The 23,709-nt window shown below is 61.4% G+C and carries 25 protein-coding genes; 5 read left to right on the top strand and 20 right to left on the bottom strand.

Annotated features, from left to right (window positions below; all coding sequences use genetic code 11):
• Nucleotides 1-393: 393 nt before the first annotated feature.
• Together fmt and def are read right to left on the bottom strand one after the other, a co-directional pair.
• The gene (gene fmt, locus CENROD_RS08020) at nt 394-1,359 is read right to left on the bottom strand and encodes a methionyl-tRNA formyltransferase (RefSeq protein ID WP_041194371.1); all 966 of its coding nucleotides are present in this window, start codon (nt 1,357-1,359) and stop codon (nt 394-396) included.
• Between the two features lie 52 nt (nt 1,360-1,411).
• Nucleotides 1,412-1,915, bottom strand: coding sequence for a peptide deformylase (gene def / locus CENROD_RS08015; protein ID WP_022774165.1), 504 nt, complete (start codon nt 1,913-1,915; stop codon nt 1,412-1,414).
• Nucleotides 1,916-2,061: 146 nt separating this feature from the next.
• Between def and CENROD_RS08010 the strand changes: the two genes are divergently transcribed.
• The 3 genes from CENROD_RS08010 to CENROD_RS12525 all read left to right on the top strand — a co-directional run bounded on the left by CENROD_RS08010 (nt 2,062) and on the right by CENROD_RS12525 (nt 5,096).
• Nucleotides 2,062-3,285, top strand: coding sequence for a LysM peptidoglycan-binding domain-containing protein (locus CENROD_RS08010; RefSeq protein ID WP_022774160.1), 1,224 nt, complete (start codon nt 2,062-2,064; stop codon nt 3,283-3,285).
• Nucleotides 3,272-4,456: a DNA-processing protein DprA gene (dprA, locus tag CENROD_RS08005; protein ID WP_022774155.1), complete on the top strand. Its 1,185-nt coding sequence runs from the start codon at nt 3,272-3,274 to the stop codon at nt 4,454-4,456. The genes CENROD_RS08010 and dprA overlap by 14 nt, the downstream gene beginning before the upstream one ends.
• Nucleotides 4,457-4,601: 145 nt before the next feature.
• Nucleotides 4,602-5,096 carry a DUF494 family protein gene (locus CENROD_RS12525; RefSeq protein WP_022774150.1) on the top strand — a complete coding sequence of 165 codons (495 nt, stop codon included), beginning with the start codon at nt 4,602-4,604 and terminating at the stop codon, nt 5,094-5,096.
• Here the strand turns inward: CENROD_RS12525 and CENROD_RS07995 are convergent.
• The 7 genes from CENROD_RS07995 to CENROD_RS07965 all read right to left on the bottom strand — a co-directional run bounded on the left by CENROD_RS07995 (nt 5,053) and on the right by CENROD_RS07965 (nt 11,673).
• Nucleotides 5,053-6,720, bottom strand: coding sequence for a tetratricopeptide repeat protein (locus CENROD_RS07995; protein WP_022774146.1), 1,668 nt, complete (start codon nt 6,718-6,720; stop codon nt 5,053-5,055). The genes CENROD_RS12525 and CENROD_RS07995 overlap by 44 nt on opposite strands.
• A gap of 113 nt (nt 6,721-6,833) precedes the next feature.
• A complete protein-coding gene (locus CENROD_RS07990) occupies nt 6,834-7,253 on the bottom strand; it encodes a pilin (RefSeq protein WP_022774145.1) in 420 nt (139 codons plus the stop codon).
• A 350-nt stretch (nt 7,254-7,603) separates the two neighbouring features.
• On the bottom strand, nt 7,604-8,164 hold the full coding sequence (locus CENROD_RS07985; protein WP_022774141.1) for a sugar transferase: 561 nt from the start codon (nt 8,162-8,164) through the stop codon (nt 7,604-7,606).
• Nucleotides 8,161-9,129: a UDP-glucose 4-epimerase family protein gene (locus CENROD_RS07980; RefSeq protein WP_022774136.1), complete on the bottom strand. Its 969-nt coding sequence runs from the start codon at nt 9,127-9,129 to the stop codon at nt 8,161-8,163. The genes CENROD_RS07985 and CENROD_RS07980 overlap by 4 nt, the downstream gene beginning before the upstream one ends.
• On the bottom strand, nt 9,126-9,992 hold the full coding sequence (locus CENROD_RS07975) for a glycosyltransferase (RefSeq protein WP_022774133.1): 867 nt from the start codon (nt 9,990-9,992) through the stop codon (nt 9,126-9,128). The genes CENROD_RS07980 and CENROD_RS07975 overlap by 4 nt, the downstream gene beginning before the upstream one ends.
• Entirely contained in the window at nt 9,980-10,801 is an 822-nt protein-coding gene (locus CENROD_RS07970) for a glycosyltransferase family 2 protein (RefSeq protein WP_022774132.1), read from the bottom strand. The genes CENROD_RS07975 and CENROD_RS07970 overlap by 13 nt, the downstream gene beginning before the upstream one ends.
• Nucleotides 10,771-11,673, bottom strand: coding sequence for a glycosyltransferase family 2 protein (locus CENROD_RS07965; protein ID WP_022774131.1), 903 nt, complete (start codon nt 11,671-11,673; stop codon nt 10,771-10,773). Before CENROD_RS07965 ends, CENROD_RS07970 begins: the two co-directional genes overlap by 31 nt.
• A 30-nt stretch (nt 11,674-11,703) precedes the next feature.
• Here CENROD_RS07965 and rsmG point away from each other — a divergent pair, with 30 nt between their 5' ends.
• Both rsmG and gspF read left to right on the top strand, forming a co-directional pair.
• On the top strand, nt 11,704-12,342 hold the full coding sequence (rsmG, locus tag CENROD_RS07960; protein ID WP_022774130.1) for a 16S rRNA (guanine(527)-N(7))-methyltransferase RsmG: 639 nt from the start codon (nt 11,704-11,706) through the stop codon (nt 12,340-12,342).
• 42 nt (nt 12,343-12,384) lie between these two features.
• Nucleotides 12,385-13,599, top strand: a complete 1,215-nt coding sequence (gene gspF / locus CENROD_RS07955) for a type II secretion system inner membrane protein GspF (protein WP_022774127.1) — start codon at nt 12,385-12,387, stop codon at nt 13,597-13,599.
• A 70-nt stretch (nt 13,600-13,669) separates the two neighbouring features.
• Here the strand turns inward: gspF and CENROD_RS07950 are convergent, their stop codons facing one another.
• From CENROD_RS07950 to CENROD_RS07900, 11 genes are all read right to left on the bottom strand, one after another.
• Nucleotides 13,670-14,086: a F0F1 ATP synthase subunit epsilon gene (locus CENROD_RS07950; protein WP_022774122.1), complete on the bottom strand. Its 417-nt coding sequence runs from the start codon at nt 14,084-14,086 to the stop codon at nt 13,670-13,672.
• Nucleotides 14,083-15,513: a F0F1 ATP synthase subunit beta gene (gene atpD, locus CENROD_RS07945; protein ID WP_022774118.1), complete on the bottom strand. Its 1,431-nt coding sequence runs from the start codon at nt 15,511-15,513 to the stop codon at nt 14,083-14,085. The genes CENROD_RS07950 and atpD overlap by 4 nt, the downstream gene beginning before the upstream one ends.
• 139 nt (nt 15,514-15,652) lie before the next feature.
• Nucleotides 15,653-16,588, bottom strand: coding sequence for a F0F1 ATP synthase subunit gamma (gene atpG, locus CENROD_RS07940; protein ID WP_022774113.1), 936 nt, complete (start codon nt 16,586-16,588; stop codon nt 15,653-15,655).
• 50 nt (nt 16,589-16,638) lie between these two features.
• Nucleotides 16,639-18,192: a F0F1 ATP synthase subunit alpha gene (gene atpA, locus CENROD_RS07935; protein WP_022774109.1), complete on the bottom strand. Its 1,554-nt coding sequence runs from the start codon at nt 18,190-18,192 to the stop codon at nt 16,639-16,641.
• 75 nt (nt 18,193-18,267) lie between these two features.
• A complete protein-coding gene (locus CENROD_RS07930) occupies nt 18,268-18,798 on the bottom strand; it encodes a F0F1 ATP synthase subunit delta (RefSeq protein ID WP_022774106.1) in 531 nt (176 codons plus the stop codon).
• A 12-nt stretch (nt 18,799-18,810) separates the two neighbouring features.
• Nucleotides 18,811-19,281, bottom strand: coding sequence for a F0F1 ATP synthase subunit B (locus CENROD_RS07925; protein ID WP_022774105.1), 471 nt, complete (start codon nt 19,279-19,281; stop codon nt 18,811-18,813).
• 64 nt (nt 19,282-19,345) lie between these two features.
• The gene (gene atpE / locus CENROD_RS07920; protein ID WP_022774104.1) at nt 19,346-19,594 is read right to left on the bottom strand and encodes a F0F1 ATP synthase subunit C; all 249 of its coding nucleotides are present in this window, start codon (nt 19,592-19,594) and stop codon (nt 19,346-19,348) included.
• Nucleotides 19,595-19,705: 111 nt separating this feature from the next.
• Complete coding sequence (atpB, locus tag CENROD_RS07915; RefSeq protein WP_022774101.1) at nt 19,706-20,578, bottom strand: F0F1 ATP synthase subunit A; 873 nt, start codon at nt 20,576-20,578, stop codon at nt 19,706-19,708.
• Nucleotides 20,579-20,643: 65 nt separating this feature from the next.
• Nucleotides 20,644-21,066: a hypothetical protein gene (locus CENROD_RS07910; protein WP_022774096.1), complete on the bottom strand. Its 423-nt coding sequence runs from the start codon at nt 21,064-21,066 to the stop codon at nt 20,644-20,646.
• Between the two features lie 134 nt (nt 21,067-21,200).
• Nucleotides 21,201-22,241: a GGDEF domain-containing protein gene (locus CENROD_RS07905; RefSeq protein WP_022774092.1), complete on the bottom strand. Its 1,041-nt coding sequence runs from the start codon at nt 22,239-22,241 to the stop codon at nt 21,201-21,203.
• A 5-nt stretch (nt 22,242-22,246) separates the two neighbouring features.
• A complete protein-coding gene (locus tag CENROD_RS07900) occupies nt 22,247-23,599 on the bottom strand; it encodes a heme biosynthesis protein HemY (protein WP_022774088.1) in 1,353 nt (450 codons plus the stop codon).
• Nucleotides 23,600-23,709: the final 110 nt, after the last annotated feature.

The following is a 23,709-nucleotide window of genomic DNA, read 5'->3' as shown; positions in this document are numbered from 1 at the left end:
TTCACCAATAATTCAATTTTTGGAGCAGGATACATGGTTTTTGTCAAAATTCGACCGCAAAAAAATTTGTAATCCGGTCTAGGTTCCGGATCACTTCCTGAAAGTACCGGGTACACGCATCAAAAATCCGACTTTTCTGTCAGCCACTATCTAGGCATTTATCCAGGCATTTCGCCTGATTTGTATCGTTGACCGACGAACCCATCGTGACTTCCTCGCTCCCAGCAACGCAAGATCAAACTCTGTACCCCATAGGCCGAAGATATGGCCGGAAGTTACGGTGCAGATGGTACCCAATATGTAGGTGGATAGTCTGCCTGAGGCATTGTAGAGTTCGAGGAATTTGCCTTGTCCAGCCCTTGTGCTACTTTGTCCCAACCAGCGTGTAACCTTTCAGGTTCCGAGCACACTGCCGCTACGTAGCGTGTAGCCCCGCAGAAATTCTGCGAGCAACAAACGCTTTCCGCCGGCACGTTGCACTTCGAGCAACTGTACTGCCGTGCCGTTCCCGGCAGCCACGACGATACCTTGCTCCCCGACATCGAGCACTGCGCCGCAACATGCGCCTTCCCCGTGCCCGCGCTGGGTTGCCTCGGCCTTCCACACTTTGAGCACAGTGTCCGCATACGTGGTGTGGGCGCCGGGGGCAGGCTGGAAAGCACGCACCTTGCGGCAGATGGCTGGTGCGTCGAGTGTCCAGTCGATCTGTGCCTCGTGTTTGTCGATCTTGGCTGCGTAGCACACGCCATCCGTCGGCTGCGGGGTGGGAACGATCTTGCCGGAAGCCACTCCATGGAGCGCCTGTAATACCAGCCCTGCCCCGATGTCTGCGAGCCTGTCATGCACCGTCTGCGCCGTGTCTTGCGCGTCGATCGGGATGGAGCCTGCGAGCAGGATGCCCCCGGTATCGAGACCGGCATCCATTTGCATGATCGTGACCCCGGTCTGGGTATCGCCTGCCTCGATGGCGCGCTGGATCGGCGCTGCTCCACGCCAGCGAGGCAACAGGGATGCATGGATGTTCAGGCACCCCAGCCGGGGGGTATCGAGCACCCACTGCGGCAAGATCAGCCCATAGGCAGCGACGACCATGGCATCTGCCTGCACACGTTGTAGCGCAGTCTGCGCGGCGCGGGCATCGTCCGGGAACTTGCCGTCCAGCCGCAGGCTGCGCGGTTGCTGCACGTCGATGCCTTGGCGCTGTGCAAATTCCTTGACGGGCGAAGCTATCGTGCGCATCCCGCGCCCTGCAGGGCGGTCGGGTTGGGTCCATACCAGCGTGACTTCGTGCCCGGCATTGCACAGCCCCGCCAGCGCTTGGGCGGCGAAAGGTGGCGTTCCGGCAAAGACGAGGCGCAAACGTTGCATCACGGCCCTTCCATTGATACCAACAACAAGAAGAACGGAGACTTCAAGCTTCCCGCTCTGCCTTGCGCAATCTGCTGCGGATGCGGCTGCGTTTGAGAGGGGACAAGTACTCGACGAACACCTTCCCGGCCAGGTGATCCATCTCATGCTGGATGCATACTGCCAACAGTCCTTCGGCTTCGATGCGACGCCAGGCCCCAGCAGTGTCTTGCACGTCGATATGCACTGCTGCGTGGCGGGAAACCTTGTCGTACTCCCCGGGGACGGACAGACATCCTTCTTCGCCGACCACGCATTCTTCGCTAACCCAAACCAGCCTTGGGTTGATCAGCACCTGCGGGCAGTCATGTTGTTCAGACACATCGAGCACGACCACCCGCTCATGCACGTCGACTTGCGTCGCTGCCAGCCCGATTCCCTTGGCGGTGTACATCGTTTCGATCATGTCTGCCACCAGCGACTGCAAGCGGGGGCCGAATTCCTGCACAGACTGGGCGACGGTGTGCAGCCGGGGGTCGGGGTAACGGAGAATGGGGAGCAGGGCCATGGCAGCAAATCGGGGATGGGATGGCGCGGCCGCCAAGGGCAAACCGACGGCGCAGCGCATCAGAACATTGTCGCAACTCGCTGCTGCCGTGCAGGGCTATGATCTTTGTCGACCCCACCCTCGCAACCTTTGCCGTAGAGAACACGATGCACACCTTGCCACGACCATCGGGTGCGGTCGCACTGACCTTGGCCCTGCTCCTTGCCGCTTTCGCACAGGGTTCCCCGGCATCGACCTACGACACCCCAACCCCTCGCCAGCGAGCCACCGCCAAGCAGGTAGCTGTGACGGGGGTGCCGTTGGGGGAGCTGGCCGCCAATGCGCCTTCCAGCTACACCATCCAAGCCGGCGATACGCTCTGGGGCATTGCGGGGATGTTCTTGCGCAGCGTGTGGCGCTGGCCGGAACTGTGGGGGATGAATCTCGATGACATCCAGAACCCGCACCTCATCTACCCAGGGCAGGTGTTGTATCTCGACACCCGCAATGGCCGGGCTTTTCTCCGCACCAGGCCGGGCGGGGGCGTCGGCGGTACCCCCACCGTGCGGCTTTCTCCGCGCACCCGCATCGAACCCCTGAGTGCCGGGGCCTTGCCCACGCTCCAAAGCCATTTGATCGAGCCTTTTCTGGCTGAACCAATCATCGTGGGGGAAGGGGAATTGGCGAAGGCTGCGCGCATCGTCGCCACGCTGGAAGGCCGCGTACTGCTGACACGCGGAGACCGCGCCTACGCCCGTGGCCCCTTCGGCGCGGAACTGCTCGACGACCCGACCAAAAAACACCAGATCTACCGCATCTTCCGCAACACGACGGCGTTGCGTGACCCCATCACCGGCGAAGTGCTCGGCCACGAGGCGCAATACGTGGGTACAGCGCGGCTGATGCGCAGCGAGTCCACGCAAACCAGTGTGGACGCCGAAGGCAAAGAGGTCGTCGAAATCCTGCCCGCGACGATCGACATCATCGCCGCCAAGGAAGAAATGCGCGTTGGCGACAGGCTGTTGCCCGAACCCCCGCGCGAGGTGCAGAGCTATGCGCCCCACGCGCCTGCTCCAGATTTCGAGGCGCGGGTGGTATCCGTCTACGGTAGCGCTGTCGCCAATGCTGCGCAAAACCAGGTCGTCGCCATCAGCCGTGGCGTGCGCGACGGGGTGGAAAGTGGGCACATCTTCGCGATCCTCAACGACGGTGAGCGCATCATCGACAAAACCGACCCCGAACGTCCGCAGATCAAGCTCCCCGAGGAACGCAACGGCCTGATGATGGTGTTCCGTACCTTTGACCGGGTGTCTTACGCCCTGGTGCTGAACATTACGCGCGGCGTCAAGGTTGGGGATCGGCTCATCAGCCCGATGCATGGAGCGCGATGAACTCGAAGCCTGGCTGCGGCTGACGCTGTGCCCAGGCGTGGGCAACGTTGCGGCACGCGCCTTATTGCAGGCCTTTGGCAGCGCCCCCGCCATCTTTGCGCAGACTGCGGCCAGTCTGGAGCAGGTCGTCTCCGCCAAACAGGCACGATCCCTGCGTACTGCGCCCCCGGAACTGCTGGAGCTGCTGGAGTCCACCCTGACTTGGTTGCAACAGCAACAGGAAGGTGGTGATCCACGGCGCGCCGTCTTGACTTTGGGCGACCCCGATTACCCGCAGGCCCTGCTTCAGACCGAAGACCCCCCGCTGCTGCTGTATGCGCTCGGGAATGCGCGTTGTGCACGCAGCGAGTTGTCGTCGGAACCGCCACCGGAATGGGCATCGGCACCGGCTATCGACCCCACGCGCTGCCTGGCCATCGTCGGCACCCGTTCGCCCACCCCGCAGGGGCTGGACACCGCACGTCGCTTTGCGCGCGTCGCCGCCGAATGCGGGTGGACGGTGATCAGCGGGCTGGCGCGTGGCATCGACGGCGCTGCGCACGCAGGCGCGCTGGACGCTGAGGTGGCGCACTCCCCCACGGTGGCTGTCGTCGGGACGGGTGTCGATCGCGTCTACCCCAAGGCGCACCTCGCACTGGCGCACCGCATCGCCCAACGCGGGCTGGTGCTTAGCGAATACCCGTTGGGCAGTGCCCCGGTCAGTGCGCACTTTCCTCGGCGCAATCGCCTGATCGCCGCGCTCAGCCGGGGGACCTTGGTCGTCGAAGCCGCGCTGCGCTCCGGCTCGCTCATCACGGCGCGGCTCAGTGCGGAACAAGGCAAGGACGTTTTTGCCGTCCCCGGTTCGATCCACGCTCTGCAATCCACCGGCTGCCATGCGCTGATTCAGCAAGGGGCCAAATTGGTCACCTGCCCGCAGGACATCTTCGACGAATACCCGGGCCAGCCCGAGCGCGCAATCTCCGCACCCACTCCAGCACCGATTGCTGTGGATCCTGCGGACCCGAGCCACTGCGTGTTGCGGGCGATGGGCTATGACCCCACCGGGTTGGACACGATCCAGGCCCGCACCGGGATGGACACCGCGCCTTTGCAAGCGCTGCTAACCCAGTTGGAGCTGGAAGGCTCCGTTGCGCGCCTGCCCGGAGGGCGGTTCCAGCGGCAGGGGTGAGGAATCTAGGATCATCGCGACTTCCATCGCTCCCACAACATGTTGGGCAAAGCGGGGGATGGAGGGATGTTGTTGTAGGAGCGATGGAAGAAAACCCTGGCTTTTCCGCGCTTTGCCGCCTACCCACGCGGCCTACAGTGCCCGGATGTTTGACGTTCTGGCTTTTGTTTTTGCTGGTGGTGGCGTTCCCCCGCTACCGCAATGGCCGCTATTGCGGCGCAGGCTCTATGCCCAAGGCTTTGCCCCGCGCGCCATCGACCGTGCGCTGGCGTGGCTGGTGGAATTGCTTCCTGATCCTATGGATGCGATCCACGCCACTGCTTTGACATCGGCTACCCCAAACACCCCACAAGACGACCCAGCGCCTTGCGCTCCAACCAGTATCCGGGTGCTGTCTGCTTGGGAACAACAGCGCCTGGGTTCCGAGAACTGGGGATACCTCTGCCATCTGCACGCCACCGGGGTGCTGTCACAGCAGTGCCTGCACCTCGTACTCGACCGGGCCACGGCAGCATCGCCTATCCCACTGCGGAAGGAAGACCTGCTGCTCGTCGTGGCGATGGTGCTATGGAGCCGCAGGGCGCCCGCCGTCGCGCCTAGGGACGCGAGGTGGGTGGCAGGGGGGATGGGGTGGCATTGACGGGGGTGGAGGTTGTTGCAAGTCTTTGCATCGCAATGCAGCCAACGTTGGATAGCTCGCAACTTTTGCGGTAGTCGGCCAGGGCTTCCTCGCGCTTGCCCAGGGCCTCGTAGGCTTGGGCGCGGCCATGATGGATGATCCCATTGGGCGGTTCGTGCAAATCTTCCACGATACGCATGGCGATATTGAAGGCCGTCACTGCCTTGGTGTTTTCCTTCAATATGGAGTACGTCACACCGAGATTGATCCACGCTGGCCACATGTTTTCCCGGAGCAAGATGGCGATGCGTAGGTGATGCATCGCTTCCTGGAAGTTGTTGACAGGAATCAGCTCCCTACCCAAGTTGTAGTGGATGCGGTACGCCCCGGGAACCAGTGGACGATCACGCACGAGTCGTTCTGCATCACTCCATACCATCACCAAGTGGGAACAGGTCACCAGCCGTTCCATCGACAGGGGAACCAACGTTAGGGCGACGACGAGACCCATCGCGATGATGACGCGCAATCGCATCCTGGTTGCCACCCACCCGAGTGCCAAAAATACTCCAGGCATCCACAAGTAGCCGCGATACAGCACAAACACTTCCTGCATCCGCACGGTGGAAAACTCGGTGCCGAACAGGAGCCAGGGAAACAACATCCCCAGGCCCACCAGACCCACCACACCCCTACGCAATAACAGCCATGCCCCCATGCCACCCCATGCCAGGTAGGCCACCAGAGCCAGCAGGTATGGTGACCATACTGCCGAAGCAAAGTATTCCCGCATGTCGATCGACATCCACTGGGTATTGGGAAAGAGCCACAGGAACAGATATTTGAAAAACAACCAAGACTGGGTGAGTACGCTCAGGGGGTAAGCTAGGCCAAGGTCTGGAAAAACGTCTGTTACGCGCTCTTCGTACGCAGTGGCCAGCAGCCAAGTTCGCCCCCATACTGCCCAGGCTGCAATCAACGCCATGGCAACAAAAACCGGCCAGCGCGCCCGCATCCGCGCAATCCAATCAGTGTGCAACCACGCAGTCAGCGCCACCAGCACTGCGGGCAACAACACTGCATGTTCCTTGGAATACACAGCCATTGCGTACAACAGGACCGCCATCCACAACCCCCAGCGACGTTCCTGGACGCTGCCCCAGGTATAGGCCAGCATCGCCAGCAATGCAAAGAACGTGGACATCAGGACTGTCCGTTGCACTAGATACCCCGCAGCGTAGGTTGCCACAGGGTGCAACGCGAACCATAGTGCTCCAAGGAAGGCCACGACTCGAGGTGGGAATGGCCGTTCCCTGCCCTCCACTTGTGCCAACGCAAACAAATGCGCCAGTAGCCAGTACAGAGCACACACCACCGCTACGTGCAGCGACAGTTGCACGATCCGGTGGGAACGCACCTCCGCGCCCCACCACGCTTGCGTCCAGAGGAAGGTGGCATAAGGCAGCCCCCGCAATTCGTACCACGGCCCAGGGGTGGTAAACAGGGCGGGCTGACCCAGCTTAGTAGTCCGAAAAAAATTCCAGTCGTCGAAAAACAGGGCATTCGATAGGAATGCCGCGTACAACCCCACCGTGGCGGCACACAGCAAAGCCAAGGGCAAGACGGCTTTTAGAAAAGTGCGCATATCGGTTCGGCCAATCGGGAATATGGCCGGAATCTGGATGCTTCTGGAACCGGATTCCGGCAATAAAAAAGCCCCTGCGAGAGGGGCTGCGCTTCGTCAACGCTAAGAGTCAATTAGCCTGCTTTGCACAGGTTGGCAGCAGCGCAAGAGCCACTGACAACCCAAGTTACCTTGCCACTGGTGTAAGTGGGGGTCAATATGTAGTTCTCGCCGTTGAGACCATTGGATCCAATGGCTGTCGCAGTGATCACACCACTTGCCCCGACGGCGACCGAGGCTACGTTGCCTGATGCACCGGCATTGCCAGGGACATTGTTGTTTCCAGCGGTACAGTTCGTCAGGCCATTCTGATCTTGCGCACAAAGTTCCACAGCTACCTTCGCTGCAGAGGTCGCCAAGATGACTTCGCTGAACTTGGCTTTCTTCGTGTATTCCTGGTACGCAGGCAGCGCGACAGCAGCCAGAATGCCGATGATGGCGACGACGATCATCAGTTCGATTAGGGTAAAGCCCTTTTGCATGGAACGGTTCATGATTAACTCCTAGAAAGTGGATTGGGCCACAGCGGCACCGCCAGAGATACAGCAGGAACCGTGCCAGGGCATTTCGACGGGGCAATAGGGGGTCGTTGGGGGCAAATCGGGCATTCGGGGACGCAAACTGTCACTTCCATCGACCGGATACTGACAATTTTTGTCAGCGCCCCCCCAAACTGCCGTTTTTTGTCATGGCGCGATGTATGCCCGTAGCTCGGATGCTGCGTGGCGAAATCTAGGAACTGCTGTACCGGCAAAACCGATCCGTTTTGACCAAGAGCCTGTATTGCGACTCCCGTCGCTCTTACAACGCCAAAACGACCATGGTTCGTAGGCCCCGAGCCGCCTCAATGCGCGACGTTTTCCCGCCGTAGCACTTTGCCGACTGTCTGGAACAGGATCCAGAGGTCAAGCCGGAACGTGCGGCGGCTGGCGTATTCGGCATCGAGCCGCACCTTTTCCGGAATGGGCAATTCGTCCCGGCCATGGATTTGCGCCCACCCCGTCAAACCGGGCGTCAAACGGTGTACTCCTGCCGCAGTGCGTAAGGCGATCAAGTCTTCTTGGTTGAATAAAGCTGGCCTGGGGCCGACGACACTCATCTCTCCACGCAGAATGCTCCAGAGTTGCGGCAATTCGTCGAGGCTGGTTTTGCGCAGCCACCTCCCCAGCGGGGTCACATAGTCTTGGGGGTTGGGAAGCAAATGCGTGGCCACCGCCGGGGTATCGGTACGCATGCTGCGGAATTTGGGCATCCGAAAAAGCCGGTTGTCCCGCCCCACCCGATCCGACCAATACAGCACCGGCCCTGGGGACGTCCATCGCACTGCCAGCGCGATGGCCAACATCGGTATGGCCAGGATCGTCCCGGCAACCAGGGCCAGCATGATGTCGAACAGCCGCTTCATTCCGTTCCCTCCACGGTTTGGCGCAATCCTTCTTCCAGGCTTAGCGGAGGTATCCACCCCAGCATGGTTCGCAGTTTGGTGCTGTCCACCTGCAAGGGGGAGCACAGCCGTTCCACCGCCGCTGCCTTGCCCGCACACCATCCCGCGCAGTGCAACAACTCCACAGGAACGGGAACGATGCGTGGGGCGCGGTGCATGGCCTGCGCCAGCATTCGTACCAGGTCGGCCACCGACAAATCCTGTCCATCGCTGACGAAAAACACCTCCCCGGCGGCGCGAGGGTGCCGCATGGCCACGCACAGGGCATCGACGAGGTTGTCCAGCGCCACCAGGCTGCGCCGTGCGTCCACGCTGCCTACGGGTAACGGCCATCCCTGCCGCACTGCGCGTAGCAACGCGGCAAAGTTGGCGCGCACTCCAGGCCCGTATACCAGCGGGGGCCGCAGCACGACGGCTTCCATCGCCCCGGCTTCTTGCCAAAGCGCTGTTTCGGCTTCGAACTTGCTGCGTCCGTAGTGGTCTTGGGGCTGGGGCATATCGGCTTCGCGGAAAGGCTGGCCCACAGGGCTGCACTCGCCCATCACCTTGACCGAACTCAGGAACACGAAGCGACGCACCCCACAGCGTGCTGCATCCCGTACCAGCTTGCGCGTGGCGTCGACATTGGTTTGGCGGTACGCGGCGAGCGGGTCTGGCGCCGTCTCCCGCATCTGGTGGACGCGCGCCGCCAGATGTACGACGGTATCCACCCCTGCCAGCGCAGGTGACCAATCGGTGTCTGCCCCTATGTCGCCGACGATGATGTATCTCGTCTCCACTCCCGTCTCCACCCCCGTCCTCGTTCCCGCCCCTTCCTTCCGTATTGCCGCCCGGACGTCTACCCCTTCCCGGCGCAGCCGTGCGCACAGCGCCTGCCCAATCCATCCGTTGGCCCCGGTCACAAGTACCGTCATTCCTGTTGTCATGTCTGTCGTCCTAGCTGCCCATCCTGTCGTCGTTGCCCCAGCTTGCGGTACACGTCCGAACACAAAAACCGCAGTACGCTATGCACATGCCAGCGCAGGTACCGCAACTGGCGGTGGCTGGCGCGTTGGGCATGATGCTCTACACGGCTTGCAGTGCAAACGATGGCGCGTAGCCCGGCAAGGGCCATCCGCGCACACAAGTCGACGTCTTCGTAATACAAAAAGAACCGTTCGTCGAAGCCGCCCATACGGGCATACACCTCGCGGCGGAAAAGCTGGAACATCCCGGCGACCCAATCCACCTCGATGCCCACTTTGGCGTCGATGTTTGCGCCCCCTTGGGTGCGGCATCCCCCTTTGACATCGCCCTCCCTTTGGGCGCGATCCTCAGTCAGCACATAGTCGATGCGCCGATGCATCCCCAGCAGCTTGCGCGCCAGCATGCTCCATGTGGGGAAACGCCGCGCGCTGTCTTCCAGTTCCCCCGTAGGCCCTACGACGACCGGGGCCACCACGCCCACACTATCCTGCTGCATAGCTTGCAGCAAGGCGGGCCAGGGGCAGTCGTGCAGGCGAATGTCGGGGTTGAGTACGCAGAAATAGGCGCCTTGCGCCCGCGCAAAAGCCTGGTTGTGGTTGGCGCCAAAGCCCTTGGGGGTGGGATTGCGCAGCACTGTCACCGGCCATGGGAAGGCCGCTGCCTCCAACGATGCCAGGGGTTCCGCAGATTCTTGCGTGTTGAGCGTGACGATCCATTCCATCGCCACCCCCGCGCATACCCGTTGTGCGTCCTGCATCAGCCGTAGCACCATCGGGAGCTGATCGTGGCTGACGACGGAGATCGATACCACTACCGCCTCCATCGGGGATGCAAGGCGACGAGCAAGACCCGGCGCACGAATTTCAGCAAGGAATACCCGCTCAACCCTACCCAGGCGGGCCAGGACAGGCAGCCGTTTCGGTACAGCAGGCGGTAGTTGCCCAGCTCGGCGCGCTCCATGGGCCAGAGGTCGGCACTCAGTCCGGACACCCCGAATGCGCGCTTGTAGATCGCAGCCAAGGCAATGGGGATGCGTGCGATGGGCAACCCCATGCACGCTGCCTGCATCCATAACAAATGGTCTTCCATATATCGCTGGCCTGCGTGGAACCGGCAGGGCAGGTCGCGCCGCAGCATCACCGACGGGGTGACGAAAGGATTTTTGGCCAGCACATGCCACCTCTGCAACCGCTGCGTGGGCTGTTCTTCCACGGGCCACTGCGGCAGCGAGGGTGATGCCACGCGCCGGAACCCATGCCCGACGATCTGCACATCCGGATGGGCCTGCAAGACATCGACCTGCACCGCCACTTTCTGCGGATGCCATGCGTCGTCTGCATCCAGAAAAGCCACCAGTGGTTGCGTTGCCACATTCCACCCCGCATTGCGCGCCGATGCCGCGCCCCGGTTCTCATCGAAGGCCAGCACACGAATCCAACCTGGTGGGTAGTGCGTCTGTACCTGGTACAGGCAAGCGCGTGTTGCGTCCGCACTGCCGTCATCGACGAGGATCAGCTCCGCAGGCCGCAGCGTCTGTGCCGCCACCGAGGCCACAGCACGGGCAATCGTTGCGCTGCACCGGTAGCAGGGGACGACGACGCTCACCGGGGCGCAGTCGGGTGGGTGCTGCATGTGCGTGTCCAGTAGGCGGGCTGGCCCATGCACCGCCGCCCCCAATCCAGCCAAACTCGCGCCCTTGCAGGGCCTAGGCACTTCCACAGCGCAGTGCGCAGCAGTACCCGGGCCAGTGCAAGCAGCCATACCGTACCGGGCCAGCGCAACCCGGCCTTGCGTTGTGCGCGGCGTACTTCCCAGAGCATGGACAGGGAGCGTGTGGGGTCGCTGCTCAGCCCCCCGACGCGCATCGCGCTCACTCCTTTGTCGATAAACACCGCAGAAGTACCGTGCAGCGCCCGCAGCAGCCAGTCGTAATCCCCGGCAATCCGGAAATTCGTGTCGAAGTCCCCGTATCGGGCAAAGGCTGTGCGACGGTGCAACGTTGCCGGGTGTGGAATGCACATTTCTTGCAGAAAGCGCTGCCGAATCTGCGGCCACGGGGTTCCCAACGCATAGAGGGTGTGGTCTCCATCCCCCAGAATCTCGACCCGCCCATACACCACCGGCACCTCGTCAGTCACCCCTCGCAACGCCTGGGCCAGGCTGTCCAGCACGCCGGGGTGCAGCAGCCGGTCGCTGGCTCCGAGAAAGAGCACCCAGTCCCCACGCACGTGCTCCAACGCCTTGTTCCATGCGTCGTAGACCCCGGTGTCCGGTTCGGAAATCCAGTACGCCAGGCACGCACGCTGGCCGGTGTTGCGGCGCAGTAGCTCGACCGTACCATCGGTCGATCCGCCATCGATCACGACGACTTCCCGGTGCGGGTAGGTCTGCGCGTCGATGCTGTCGAGGCACTCTTGCAGATGCGCTGCGCCATTGCGCACGGCCACGACTACGCTGAATCGCGGCTTTTCTTGCTCATCCCGGCAGCCTGTGGCTTCCGTCATGCAGTCTTTCTCCTTGTACACACGCACACCATGTTCCTGCTGACCGATGCGCTGCAAGATCTCGGCCTATCGCTATCCACCCAACAGATCGATCAACTGCTGGCATATACCGATCTGATCCAGCGATGGGGCGCTGTTTATAACCTCACAGCCATTCGCGATAGGGAAGGCATCCTGCGCCACCATCTGGCCGATTCCCTCGCCGTTGTCGGGCCTTTGTTGCGTCGATGTGCCGATCTTGGTATTCCCACCCAGTCGCTGCTCGATGTCGGCTCCGGCGCTGGACTGCCGGGGGTGGTGGTCGCCATCGCCTGCCCGGAGATTGCCGTCGATTGCGTCGATAAGGTGGCCAAAAAGGCCGCATTCGTGCAGCAGGTAGCAACGGAGCTGGAGTTGCCCCGGTTGCGTTCGCTGCACTCGCGCGTCGAAGCCTTGCGCGGGCAGTATGCGGTGATCACGTCCCGCGCCTTTGCCAGCTTGGCCGACTTCACCGGCTGCACCGGCCATCTATTGCGCGAAGGTGGGGTCTGGATGGCGATGAAGGGTGCCATGCCAGAACAGGAAATGGCTGCATTGCCCGCCACAGTGCAGGTGCGGGAGGTCGACAAGCTCCCTGTGCCGGGGGTGCAGCGCTGCCTAGTCTGGATGGAACGGCACCCTGAAGCCTGATCGCACCGAAACCCGGACAATCCGCGCTCTTTCCATCACGCCATGCCTGCCTATTCCTACGAAGCCCTCGACGCCCAGGGCAAGCCACGCAAAGGGGTGCTCCACGCTGATTCCCTCAAGACTGCACGCAGCACGCTGCGGATGCAGGCTATGGTGCCACTCACCGTGTCCGCGCTGGGGGCGCAATCCACGCCTACCGGAGGCACGCCCCGCTCGCGCAAGGTGTTTTCCGCCGCCGGGTTGGCGTTGTGGACCCGGCAAATTGCTGGGCTGGTGTCTTGCGGGTTGCCGTTGGAGCGGGCGCTGTCTTCGCTGGCCGACGAAGCCGAGCGCGCATCGGAACACGAGTTGCTCGCCACCCTGTGCGCAGAAGTTGGCGCGGGGGCGACGTTCGCCAAGGCGTTGGCGCAGTTCCCCGGCGAGTTCCCCGAGGTCTACGTCGCTGTGGTCCGTGCGGGGGAACATAGCGGCGACTTGGGCCTGGTGCTCGAACGCATGGCCGACGAGCTGGAAGCACAGCAGGCGCTGCGTTCTAAGCTCTTCGGTGCGGCGCTGTATCCCGCGATCGTCACCGTATTGGCTATCGCGATCGTCGCGTTTCTCGTCACGTACGTCGTTCCCCAGGTGGCCAACGTCTTTGCCGGAAGCAAGCGTGCATTGCCACTGCTGACGACGATCTTGCTCGCCATCAGTGCCTTTTTGCGCAGCCATGGTTGGTGGATTGTGCTCACGGCGGTAGCGGCGGCCATCGCTGCAAAGTTTGCCTTGCGTGACGAGCGTGTGCAGGAACGCGTCGATGCAGCGTGGCTGACCTTGCCTCTGCTGGGCAAGCTGTCCCGCAGCTACCATGCTGCGCGCTTTGCCAGTACGCTGGCGCTGCTTGCCGCAGCGGGCGTGCCGATCCTGAAGGCGCTGCAAGCCGCAGCGGAAACATTGGGCAACCGCGCACTGCGCAGCGATGCCTTGCATGCTCTGCAACTTGTTCGTGAAGGGGCGCCGCTGGCCTCCGCGCTGGCACAACACAAGCGCTTCCCCGCCATCTTGTCGATGTTTTCGCGGCTGGGGGAACAGACCGGGCAACTCCCCCTGATGCTGCATCGCGCTGCCAGTCAGCTTAGCGGTGAGGTACAGCGCCGTGCCATGCAACTGGCCACCGTGCTCGAACCCTTGCTGATCGTCGCGATGGGAGCCGTCGTCATGCTCATCGTCCTGGCCGTGCTGCTGCCGATCATCCAGCTCAATCAGTTGGTGCGGTAGGGGGCTGTGCTGCTTTCGGTGGACGGCCCATCCCTCTAAGCCGTGCGCATTGCGAAGACTCCCGGCGCTCCTATCGCTGCTGCCGGAATTTGCGCAGCGCGGTGATTTGGGCGAGCATGACGACCAGTTCGGAGCTGGCTTTTTCCAAATCGACGTCGGATTTGGCGTTTTTGACGGCATCTTCTGCGGCCTTTTTGGCTGCCAAGGCTTTCTCTTCGTCCAAGTCTTGCCCGCGTATGGCAGTGTCTGACAACACGGTCACGCCAGTGGGCTGCACTTCCAGAATGCCGCCTGCTACGAAGATGAACTCCTCGGTGCCGTCTTCCTTATTGATGCGTACCGATCCTGGCTTGATCCGGGTGATCAAGGGGGTATGGCGGGGATAGATGCCCAATTCGCCGATTTCGCCGGGGAGCGCGACGAACAGGGCTTCCCCGGAAAAGATGCACTCTTCGGCACTGACGACGTCGACGTGGAGGGTATTCATTGCAACTTCTTGGCCTTTTCGAAGACTTCCTCAATCGCGCCGACCATGTAGAACGCTTGTTCCGGAAGGTGGTCGCACTCGCCGGAGACGATCATTTTGAATCCCTGGATCGTCTGCGCAAGGCTGACGTACTTGCCTGGCGTGCCAGTAAACACTTCGGCCACATGGAAAGGCTGGCTCAGGAATCGGGTGATTTTGCGTGCGCGGCTAACGGTCAGCTTGTCTTCCGGGGCGAGTTCGTCCATTCCCAGAATCGCGATGATGTCTCGCAATTCCTTGTAGCGTTGGAGCATGCCCTGCACGGCGCGCGCCGTTTCGTAGTGTTCCGTGCCTACGACGTTGGGGTCGAGCTGGCGGCTGGTCGAGTCGAGCGGATCCACCGCTGGGTAGATTCCCATCGATGCGATGTCGCGGCTCAGCACGACGGTCGAGTCCAAATGGGTGAATGTGGTGGCCGGGCTGGGGTCGGTCAGGTCGTCTGCCGGGACGTAGACGGCCTGGATCGATGTGATCGAACCCACGCGGGTCGACGTGATGCGTTCCTGCAAGCGCCCCATTTCCTCGGCCAGGGTGGGTTGGTACCCCACCGCAGAGGGCATGCGGCCCAGCAGCGCGGAGACTTCGGTGCCAGCCAGGGTGTAGCGGTAGATGTTGTCGACGAAAAAGAGCACATCGCGCCCTTCGTCGCGGAAGGATTCGGCGATGGTCAGCCCCGTCAGCGCGACGCGCAGGCGGTTTCCTGGGGGTTCGTTCATCTGCCCGTACACCATCGAGACCTTGGAGTCTTCGAACTTGCTGAGGTTGACCACGCCGGATTCCGCCATCTCGTGGTAGAAGTCGTTGCCTTCCCGCGTGCGCTCGCCCACGCCGGCAAACACCGACAACCCGCTGTGCGCCTTGGCGATGTTGTTGATCAATTCCATCATGTTGACGGTTTTGCCCACCCCAGCGCCGCCAAACAGGCCCACCTTGCCACCCTTGGCGAACGGGCATACCAAGTCGATCACCTTGATCCCGGTTTCGAGCAGCTCCTGGGAAGGGCTTAGCTCGTCATAGACCGGGGCTTTGCGGTGGATCGGCGCGTGCTCGGTGGAGGCAATGGGGCCGCATTCGTCGATGGGGTTGCCCAGCACGTCCATGATCCGCCCTAGCGTGCCCTTGCCGACAGGAACCGTGATGGGAGCGCCCGTGTTCTTCACGACCAAGCCTCTGCGCAATCCGTCGCTGGAGCCTAAGGCGATGGTGCGGACTACTCCGTCACCGATTTGCTGCTGCACCTCCAGAGTGAGGTTGGTTCCTTCCAAATGCAGTGCGTCGTACACCCGGGGCACATGGTCACGGGGAAATTCCACGTCAACGACGGCACCGATGCATTGGACGATTTTTCCGGGCATGGCAGTACTCGGGGAAACAGTTTCGGTCACCATGGGGTCTATGCTCCTGAGAGGGAATCTGGATGCGTCGTAGCGGACAGGATTGGGAGTAGCGCAGGGGCTACAGGGTCTATCTAGCGTGTGGCTGGTACGGTGCGGCTGGAACGGTATGGGCGGGAACGGCCGGGGGGGACTACACGGCAATGGCCGCTGCCCCGGAGACGATTTCCGACAATTCCTTCGTGATCGCAGCCTGGCGGGTTTTGTTGTACACGAGCTTGAGGTCGTCGATCACATGGCCTGCGTTGTCCGTTGCTGCCTTCATCGCGACCATGCGCGCCGCCTGTTCCGATGCCATGTTTTCCGCAATGGCCTGGAAAACCAGGGCTTCCACATAGCGGATCAGCAATTCGTCGATGACGGTTTTGGCGTCGGGTTCGTAGAGGTAGTCCCAAGTCTTGTGGCCCACGCCGCCGTTGCTTTCCGCAGCCTGCACTTGCTCGTGTATGGCGACTTGCTCGCGCATAGCAACCTGCTCGCGCATGGCGGTGGAGGACAGGGGCAGCAGCAGCTCCCCGACGACTTCCTGTTTCATCCGATTGACGAAGCGGGTGTAAAACAGGTGGATGGCCCGGAGTTCCCCGCGCGCGTAGGCGTCGAGAAGCACCTTGACCGGGCCGATGAGTTTGTCGAGTTGCGGACGGTCTCCCAAGTGGGTCACGTGCGCCACGACGGGAAGCCCGACACGTTTGAGGAAGCCAAACCCTTTGTGTCCGATGGCCACGGCATCCATGGCCAATCCTTCGGCTTGGCAGCCACGCATTTTTTGGATCACGGCCCGGAAAATGGCTGCATTAAGCCCGCCACACAAGCCTTTGTCCGTGCTGACGACGATGAAGCCCACCCTCGGTGCTTCGTTCGTTTTCATGAACGGATGCACGTATTCGGGGTTGGCCTGCCCAAGATGCGTGGCGATGCTGCGTACCTTGTCGGCATAGGGGCGCGCAGCCTGCATCCGATCCTGGGCCTTGCGCATCTTGGAGACGGAAATCATCTCCATCGCCTTCGTGATCTTGCGCGTGCTTTCGAGATTCTGGATCTTGCTGCGGATCTCTTTGCCGGTGGCCATGTCGTTGTCCTGGTCAGTCCTGTGCCGTTGCGAACCGGATCGTGGGGGAATCAGGCAAAGTTCTTTTTGCAGGCCATGATTGCTGCGTCCAGTTCCGCCTGGGCAGTGGCATCCATGGCGCGTTCCTTGTCCAGTTTGGCCAAGAGCGCAGCGTACGAATCTTTCAGCGTCCCATGCAGTGCGTGCTCGAAAGCCAAGACGTTGTTGACGGGAATGTCGTCGAAATGGCCCTTGTTCAGCGCGTATAGCGTCGCGCCGATCAGCGAGATCGGCAGGGGACAGTACTGCGCCTGCTTGAGCAATTCCATGCTGCGCGCACCCCGATCAAGCTGTTTGCGGGTTGCGTCGTCGAGGTCGGAAGCAAACTGCGCAAAGGCTGCGAGTTCACGGTACTGCGCCAAGTCCGTACGAATCCCCCCGGAGAGGCTCTTGATCAGCTTGGTTTGCGCTGCACCGCCGACGCGAGACACCGAGATGCCAGCATTGATGGCGGGGCGGATGCCTGCATTGAACAGGCTCGTGTCGAGGAAGATTTGCCCGTCTGTGATGGAAATGACGTTCGTGGGAACGAAGGCAGACACGTCACCAGCTTGCGTTTCGATGATGGGCAAGGCGGTGAGCGACCCCGTTTTGCCCTGGACGGCCCCTTTGGTGAAGTTCTCGACGTAGGCCGCATTGACCCGCGCCGCACGTTCCAGCAATCGGCTGTGGAGATAAAACACGTCGCCAGGGAAAGCCTCGCGGCCAGGCGGACGACGCAGCAGCAGCGAGACTTGGCGGTACGCAACGGCCTGCTTGGACAGGTCGTCGTAGACGATCAGCGCATCTTCTCCCCGGTCGCGGAAGTATTCGCCCATCGTGCAGCCGGAATACGCAGAGACGTATTGCATCGCTGCCGATTCGGAAGCCGTCGCGGCGACGACGATGGTGTATTCCATCGCACCGGCGCGTTCCAGGGCGCGAACGACGTTCTTTACGCTGGAGGCCTTTTGGCCAATCGCAACGTAAATGCAGGTCATGTCCTGCCCCTTCTGGTTGATGATCGTGTCGATCGCCAGGGCTGTCTTGCCGGTCTGGCGGTCGCCGATGATCAGTTCGCGCTGTCCACGACCGATGGGCACCATTGAGTCGATGGATTTCAGCCCGGTGTGCATCGGTTGCTTGACGGATTCGCGGGCGATGACCCCCGGAGCCACTTTTTCGATGATGTCCGTCAGCTTGGTATCGATAGGCCCTTTGCCGTCGATGGGCTGCCCCAGCGCATTGACCACGCGCCCTTTGAGTTCCGGGCCTACGGGTACTTCCAGGATGCGCCCCGTGCATTTGACGGTGTCGCCCTCGCAGAGGTGTTCATATTCGCCCAGAATGACAGCGCCAACGGAATCGCGTTCCAAATTGAGCGCCAAGCCGTAGGTAGGTATCCCCTCAGCAGTGGGGGGGAATTCCAGCATTTCCCCTTGCATCACGTCAGACAGGCCGTGGATGCGGCTGATCCCGTCCGTGACGGTGAGGATCGTGCCCTCGTTGCGGGTACTCGTGTCTGTTTGCAGCGCTTCGATCTTGCTGCGAATCAGTTCGGAAATTTCGGAAGGTTGGAGTTGCATGACGCTCTCAAACGTTGGGGTTCGACGTGGCTGTACGTGCAGGGAAGATCGGGTGATCGGAATAAGGCAATCAGGTCAGGCCATCAAGGCAGCGCGCATCTGATCGAGTCTGGCGCGTACCGATACATCGAGTACCTCGTCGCCGACGACGACGCGGATGCCGCCGATCAATTCCGGCTGTACCTGCACGGTCCACAGCAGTTTGCGGGCGAAGCGATGCTCCAGCAGCGCGCCCAAGGCCTGCAACCGCTCTGCCTCGATCGGAAAGGCGCTGTATACAGTGGCTTCCGACACTGCCAGCCCGTCATGGACGAGTGTGCGGAATTGGGAAGCCACATCGGCCAGGCAGGGCAATCTATGGTTCGCAATGACGATGCGCAGAAAGTTCCGAGCGCGGTCTTCCAGCGTGCTGCGCATCGTTGTGGCGATCACGTCGAAAATCTGCTCTGCGGTAGCGTGCGGATTCTGGGCGAATGCGAGCAATGCCGGCTGACTCGCGATGAGGGCGAATTCGTCCAGCCAAGCAAGCGCCGATTGCGCATCCGCGCCATAAGAGGCGTACAGCGCCTGGGCATAGGGGCGCGCAATAGTGGCAACCTCAGCCATGCGGGCGCTCCATCACAGTTCTTTCTGAAGCCGTGTGAGCAGCTCTGCGTGGACAGATGCGTCAATTTCCCGCTGCAAGATTTGCTCGGCTCCCTTGACGGCAAGCACTGCCACCTGTTCGCGAAGCAGTTCCCGCGCTTTGGCTACTTGCTGCTCTGCTTCCAACCGGGCCGTTTCCATCACGCGCTGACTTTCCGCAGCGGCCCGGGATTTGGCTTCCTCCAAGATGATCTGCGCACGGCGCTCTGCATCGGCGATGCGCGCAGAAAGCTCCTTGCGGGCGATGGCCTGTTCCTCTGCCACCTGTTTGTGGACGGCAGAGAGTTCCAGCTTGGCACGGTCGGCGGCGTCCAACCCCTCGGCAATCCGCTGCGCTCGTTCGTCCAGCGCCCGCGCCATGGGTGGCCAGACGAAGCGCATGGTGAACAGCACCAGCAGGAAAAACACCACCATCTGCGCAAAAAACGTCGCATTGATGCTCACGGCCTTACCTTTCCGCGAAGAAGCACTTGGCTGTACGGCACACAGCAGTACGGAAACGCACTGGTCACTTCAGCACGAACGGGTTGGCGAAGGCGAACATCATCGCAATCCCCACCCCGATCAGGAACGCAGCGTCAATCAACCCAGCCAGCAGGAACATTTTGGTTTGCAGCGCGTTCATCAACTCAGGCTGGCGAGCCGCCGCTTCCAGATACTTGCTGCCCATGATGCCGATGCCGATACAGGCACCCAAAGCACCCAGGCCAATGATTACGCCCGCAGCCACCGCTACCAGACCAAGCACGTTTTCCATTCGTAAAACTCCTGTAGTAGTAAAAGAAAAAACCCAGCGCAGCACCCTTCCACAGCCCACCCGAAGCGCTACATCGCAGCGGCGCCTACCTCTGCGCCCACATTGCAGCAATCAATGGTGGTCATGCGCCTGACCGACGTACACCAGCGTCAGCATCATGAAGATGAACGCTTGCAATACGACGATCAGGATGTGGAAAATGGCCCAACCCATTCCCGCCAGTATGTGGCCGAACCAGAGCGCTACCCCTGTTGCCGAGCCAAATCCGACGGCGCCCATCAGCGCGATCAGCAGGAAGACCAGTTCCCCTGCGTACATGTTTCCAAATAGCCGCATGCCATGAGATACGGTCTTGGCCGTGAATTCGATGAGTTGCATCGTGCAATTCAGCACGCCCATCACGAGCGCCAACACGGGGTTTTTGCTGGTGCCAAACGGAGCGGAGACAAGCTCATGCGCCCATCCTGCCACCCCTTTGATCTTGAGGTTGTAGTAGAAGCACACGAGTAGTACGGATGTGGACATGGCCATCGTCGTGGACAGATCCGCCGTAGGCACCACGCGCAGGTAGTGGATTTGGTGCGCCAACCCCGTCCAAGCCAGCAGCATGTGGAACAGATCGACGGGCAGGAAGTCCATCGCGTTGAGTACCAGTACCCACACGAAGACCGTCAGCGCCAAAGGAGCCACGAATCGCTGGGAATGCTCGTTATGGACGATGGCTTTGGCTTGGTTGTCGACCATGTCGAGCAGGATTTCCACCGCTGCCTGCCAGCGCCCGGGTACCCCGGAAGTGGCTTGTTGTGCGGCGCGCCAAAGCAGGAAAACGGACAACCCGCCCAGCAGAACCGACCAGAAGATCGAGTCCAGATTCCAGACGGAAAAATCGATGACCGCCGCTTGCTTGCCCGTTTGCAGGTGCGTCAAATGGTGGGAGATGTACTCCCCCGCTGTCAAGCCACCCGATGCGCCACCGTCTTGCATTCCTACTGCCACCTTTGTTTAGCTTTTTTTAGGCTTTGCCAGTCTGCCCAGTCCCCAACGACTGATTACACCCCACGGACTGGCGAAGATTGCTCTGGAAGGAGCCCAACCCACCAACCCATTCTGGAATGCAGCACCATGCCGATCAGTGCCACCCACCAGGAAAAAGACCCTACCAGACGATGCGCGGCGATCAACACGACCACCACGACACCCGCCTTGATTGCTTGCCACAGCAACAACCTTGCGAAAAACACTTGCGCAGACGACCCAGCCACCGTCGCAACGCCCATTCCTACGACTGCAGGCACCGTAGCCAACAAAATGGCGACAGCACCGATAGCGTAAGAAATCGCCCCCGGCCAACCTAGAAAACCACCCGCCACAAGAATGCCAGCCAGAGCCAGCACAATTTGTCCCACAAGCCAGCGTTGCATCCACACCGTTTGTGAATAACCGAGGGATGCACCACATTTCTGTGCCCCCATGACCACCTTGGAATGGCAAGATGGAGGCAAAGAGCTGGGCATTATAGGCAGCCCCTTTTTCTCGAAAGTTTTCGACAGAGCGCGGAAAGTGTGGCTATGGTGTGGCCAGGCGGGGGCGTGCAGGGCTGCTATGCCTACACAGGCCGATCAACCAAGATACCCCGCTGCACCAGCCCCTGGTAGCTGCAAGCCTTGTTGCCTCCACTACGCTGCGCAAAGTTCATGGCCACTTCGGTTTTCTGGAGCAAGCTGTTGGGAGAATCCTCGGCAAGTACGCTGGAGAAGCCGCAGCTCAGCGTGATGCGCCCCACCTGGGACAAGGTGCTCTTTTCGACATTCATGCGCAGTCGTTCGAAAGCCGCGAGCACCAAAGCCTCGTCGGGGCAGTGCATTAGCACGCCGAAGTGGCCGCCATCGAATCGGTAGAGGCGGTCGTAGGTGCGGAACGTGTTTTTCAAAGCGCGTGCCACCAGAGATAGCACTTCGGTCACGACAGTCTGCCCGTGTTTTTCGCTGATGAGTTTGAAGTTGTCGATCGAGGCCGAGCCAAGCCAGTAGTTGGCGGGGACACGGTTCCTGCGCTCGGGTTCCGACCCGGCCGGCGCTGGCGTTGGAGTGCCACCTACTTCCTCGAAGAAGGTGTTGTAGAAGGCGTCGTTGAGCGATTTGCGGTTGAGCAGCCCGGTCATGGCGTCGCGGTCGCTGAATTCCAGCAGGCTGTACATGTTCCGGTAGATCCGGCAGAGCTGGTCGAGGAGTTGCAGGGATTGCGCATCGAGCGCGGTGTCGGAATGGAGTTCGATCACCCCTTCGTCTTCGCCGCGCACATCCGAGAACAGGGGAACGTAGTTGACACGCGGGCCATCGGGGGCGACCCAGATTTTTTCGACGCGCTGGCGGTTGCGCACGCAACCGCAGCGGTCGCTGTCTTCGTCGAGTTTGGGCAAGGTTTGGAAATCCGTGCGCATGGGGTCGGCGAGCACTCGGCCTCCGCCCTTGGAGTCCAGCCTGGCGACTTCGAGCCAGCGTTCCTCCCCCTCTTCCCGCACGATCTTGGCGATCACGATCCGCCCTATGGGTAGCAGGTCGAGCAGCGATTTTGAGAGCGTGAGTTCCAGAAAGTCCCGATCCCGGTGGTCGGTCAGTTTGACGACGTGTTCGATAAGCGTATGCATCGGGTTCAGTCAGTACGTGTGATGGCCATAAGGGGAGCACCAAGCGAACCATTCCGCGTGGGTTCCAGCGAGGGATCAATATAAGCCCGTGCAGCGTTTTTCCATGCCAGCAGGGCGCTGGCCTCGTCGTCTTGACGGTGCGCCAGTTCCGCAAGCGATTGCCATCCCCGGCTCAGCAGCCCGGGGTCGGACAGCCTGGGCAAGGCTTGCCGTAGCAACTGCTGGGCTTTGCCCCACAACTGCAAATGCCAACATGCCACCCCGGCGAGGTATTGCAGGGCAGGATCGGCCAAGCGACGTTGCTGTGCCCGCTCGATACGCTGTAGCCAAGTAGCGTCGAGGGCGCTCGGGTTGCGGGAAAAACAGTCTTCGAGGGCGCGCACCATCGTCAGACTTTGGGCTGCGGATACGGTGTCGGGCGATGCGATCATGCGATCCCATACCGGTATCAGCCAATCGAGCGCTTCCAGAACGGTACCACCCAGGCGCAGCCAGCGCTGCGCTGCGCGGCAGGCGATGTCTGGTTGCAGGGACTCTGCAGAATCCAGTTGCTGCCAAACGGCCAGCAGTTCTTCCTGTGTACGTGCGTCCCGAATGGATTCTTGTACCAGGGCGTTGAGCAACCCCGAGGCCGTGGACGCCGGGACAGCGCGATGTTTGACAAGCAGCCGGGCAGTTTCCAGCGCAAGAATCGTGTGACCGGCCATGCGCGTCACCTTCAGACGCAGGCGCAGAGCCAGAGTACGCCGCGCCGCGCCGGCAGGGAGTTGTTCGAGGAGCCGCAACGCAGCTTCGGCATCACGGTCTTCGTGCGCCCAGGCCACTGCACGCAGCAGCACGCCTTCGCGATGGCCGGGGTCTGCCAGCGCAGTGGCCAGATCCAGGGCCTGCGCGCAGTGGGTGGCGCGGGTTTGGGGGTCTCGCAAGGCATGAGCGCTTTCCGCAGCCAGCCAATGCGCCAACACAGTGAGCCGGGCCGCCCAAGGGGGGGAAGGGTCAGGCGCTTCGAAGGGCGCAGTTTGCTCCAGCACCCATTGCGCCGACTTGCGCGCACGCAAAAAACGCCCGGCAAGCAGGTGCGTGATCGCATCAAGGATGGCATCGTGCGCCAGCCGTTCCTCGCGCCGTTCGCGCCAAGCCTGGGCACGCTGGGGGATGTTCCATAACGCCGAGAGCGCACGTAGCGACAAATGGAGCAACACGAACAGCAGCGCCAGAACGAACAGCGCAAAGTGCAGGGAAACGTCGATTCGGTGCGGTGGCCAGAAGATCGTGACCATGGCAGCATTGCCCTGCGCGAACCCCGCCAGGCCGACCGCTACGGCAAACAATCCCACCAACCACAAGGCAACGCGCACGTACCGCTCCTTCTCGAAATCCCCAGCCTACGGATAGCCAGCGTTTCCTGCCCACCAGCCCGCCCAATCCACTGGGTGTGGCACACCCAAAACCGCGTTCGATTGTGCCC

Source organism: Candidatus Symbiobacter mobilis CR (assembly GCF_000477435.1).
GTDB classification, from domain to species: Bacteria; Pseudomonadota; Gammaproteobacteria; order Burkholderiales; family Burkholderiaceae_C; genus Rhodoferax; species Rhodoferax mobilis.
This window is presented reverse-complemented; position numbering and strand designations above follow the sequence as displayed.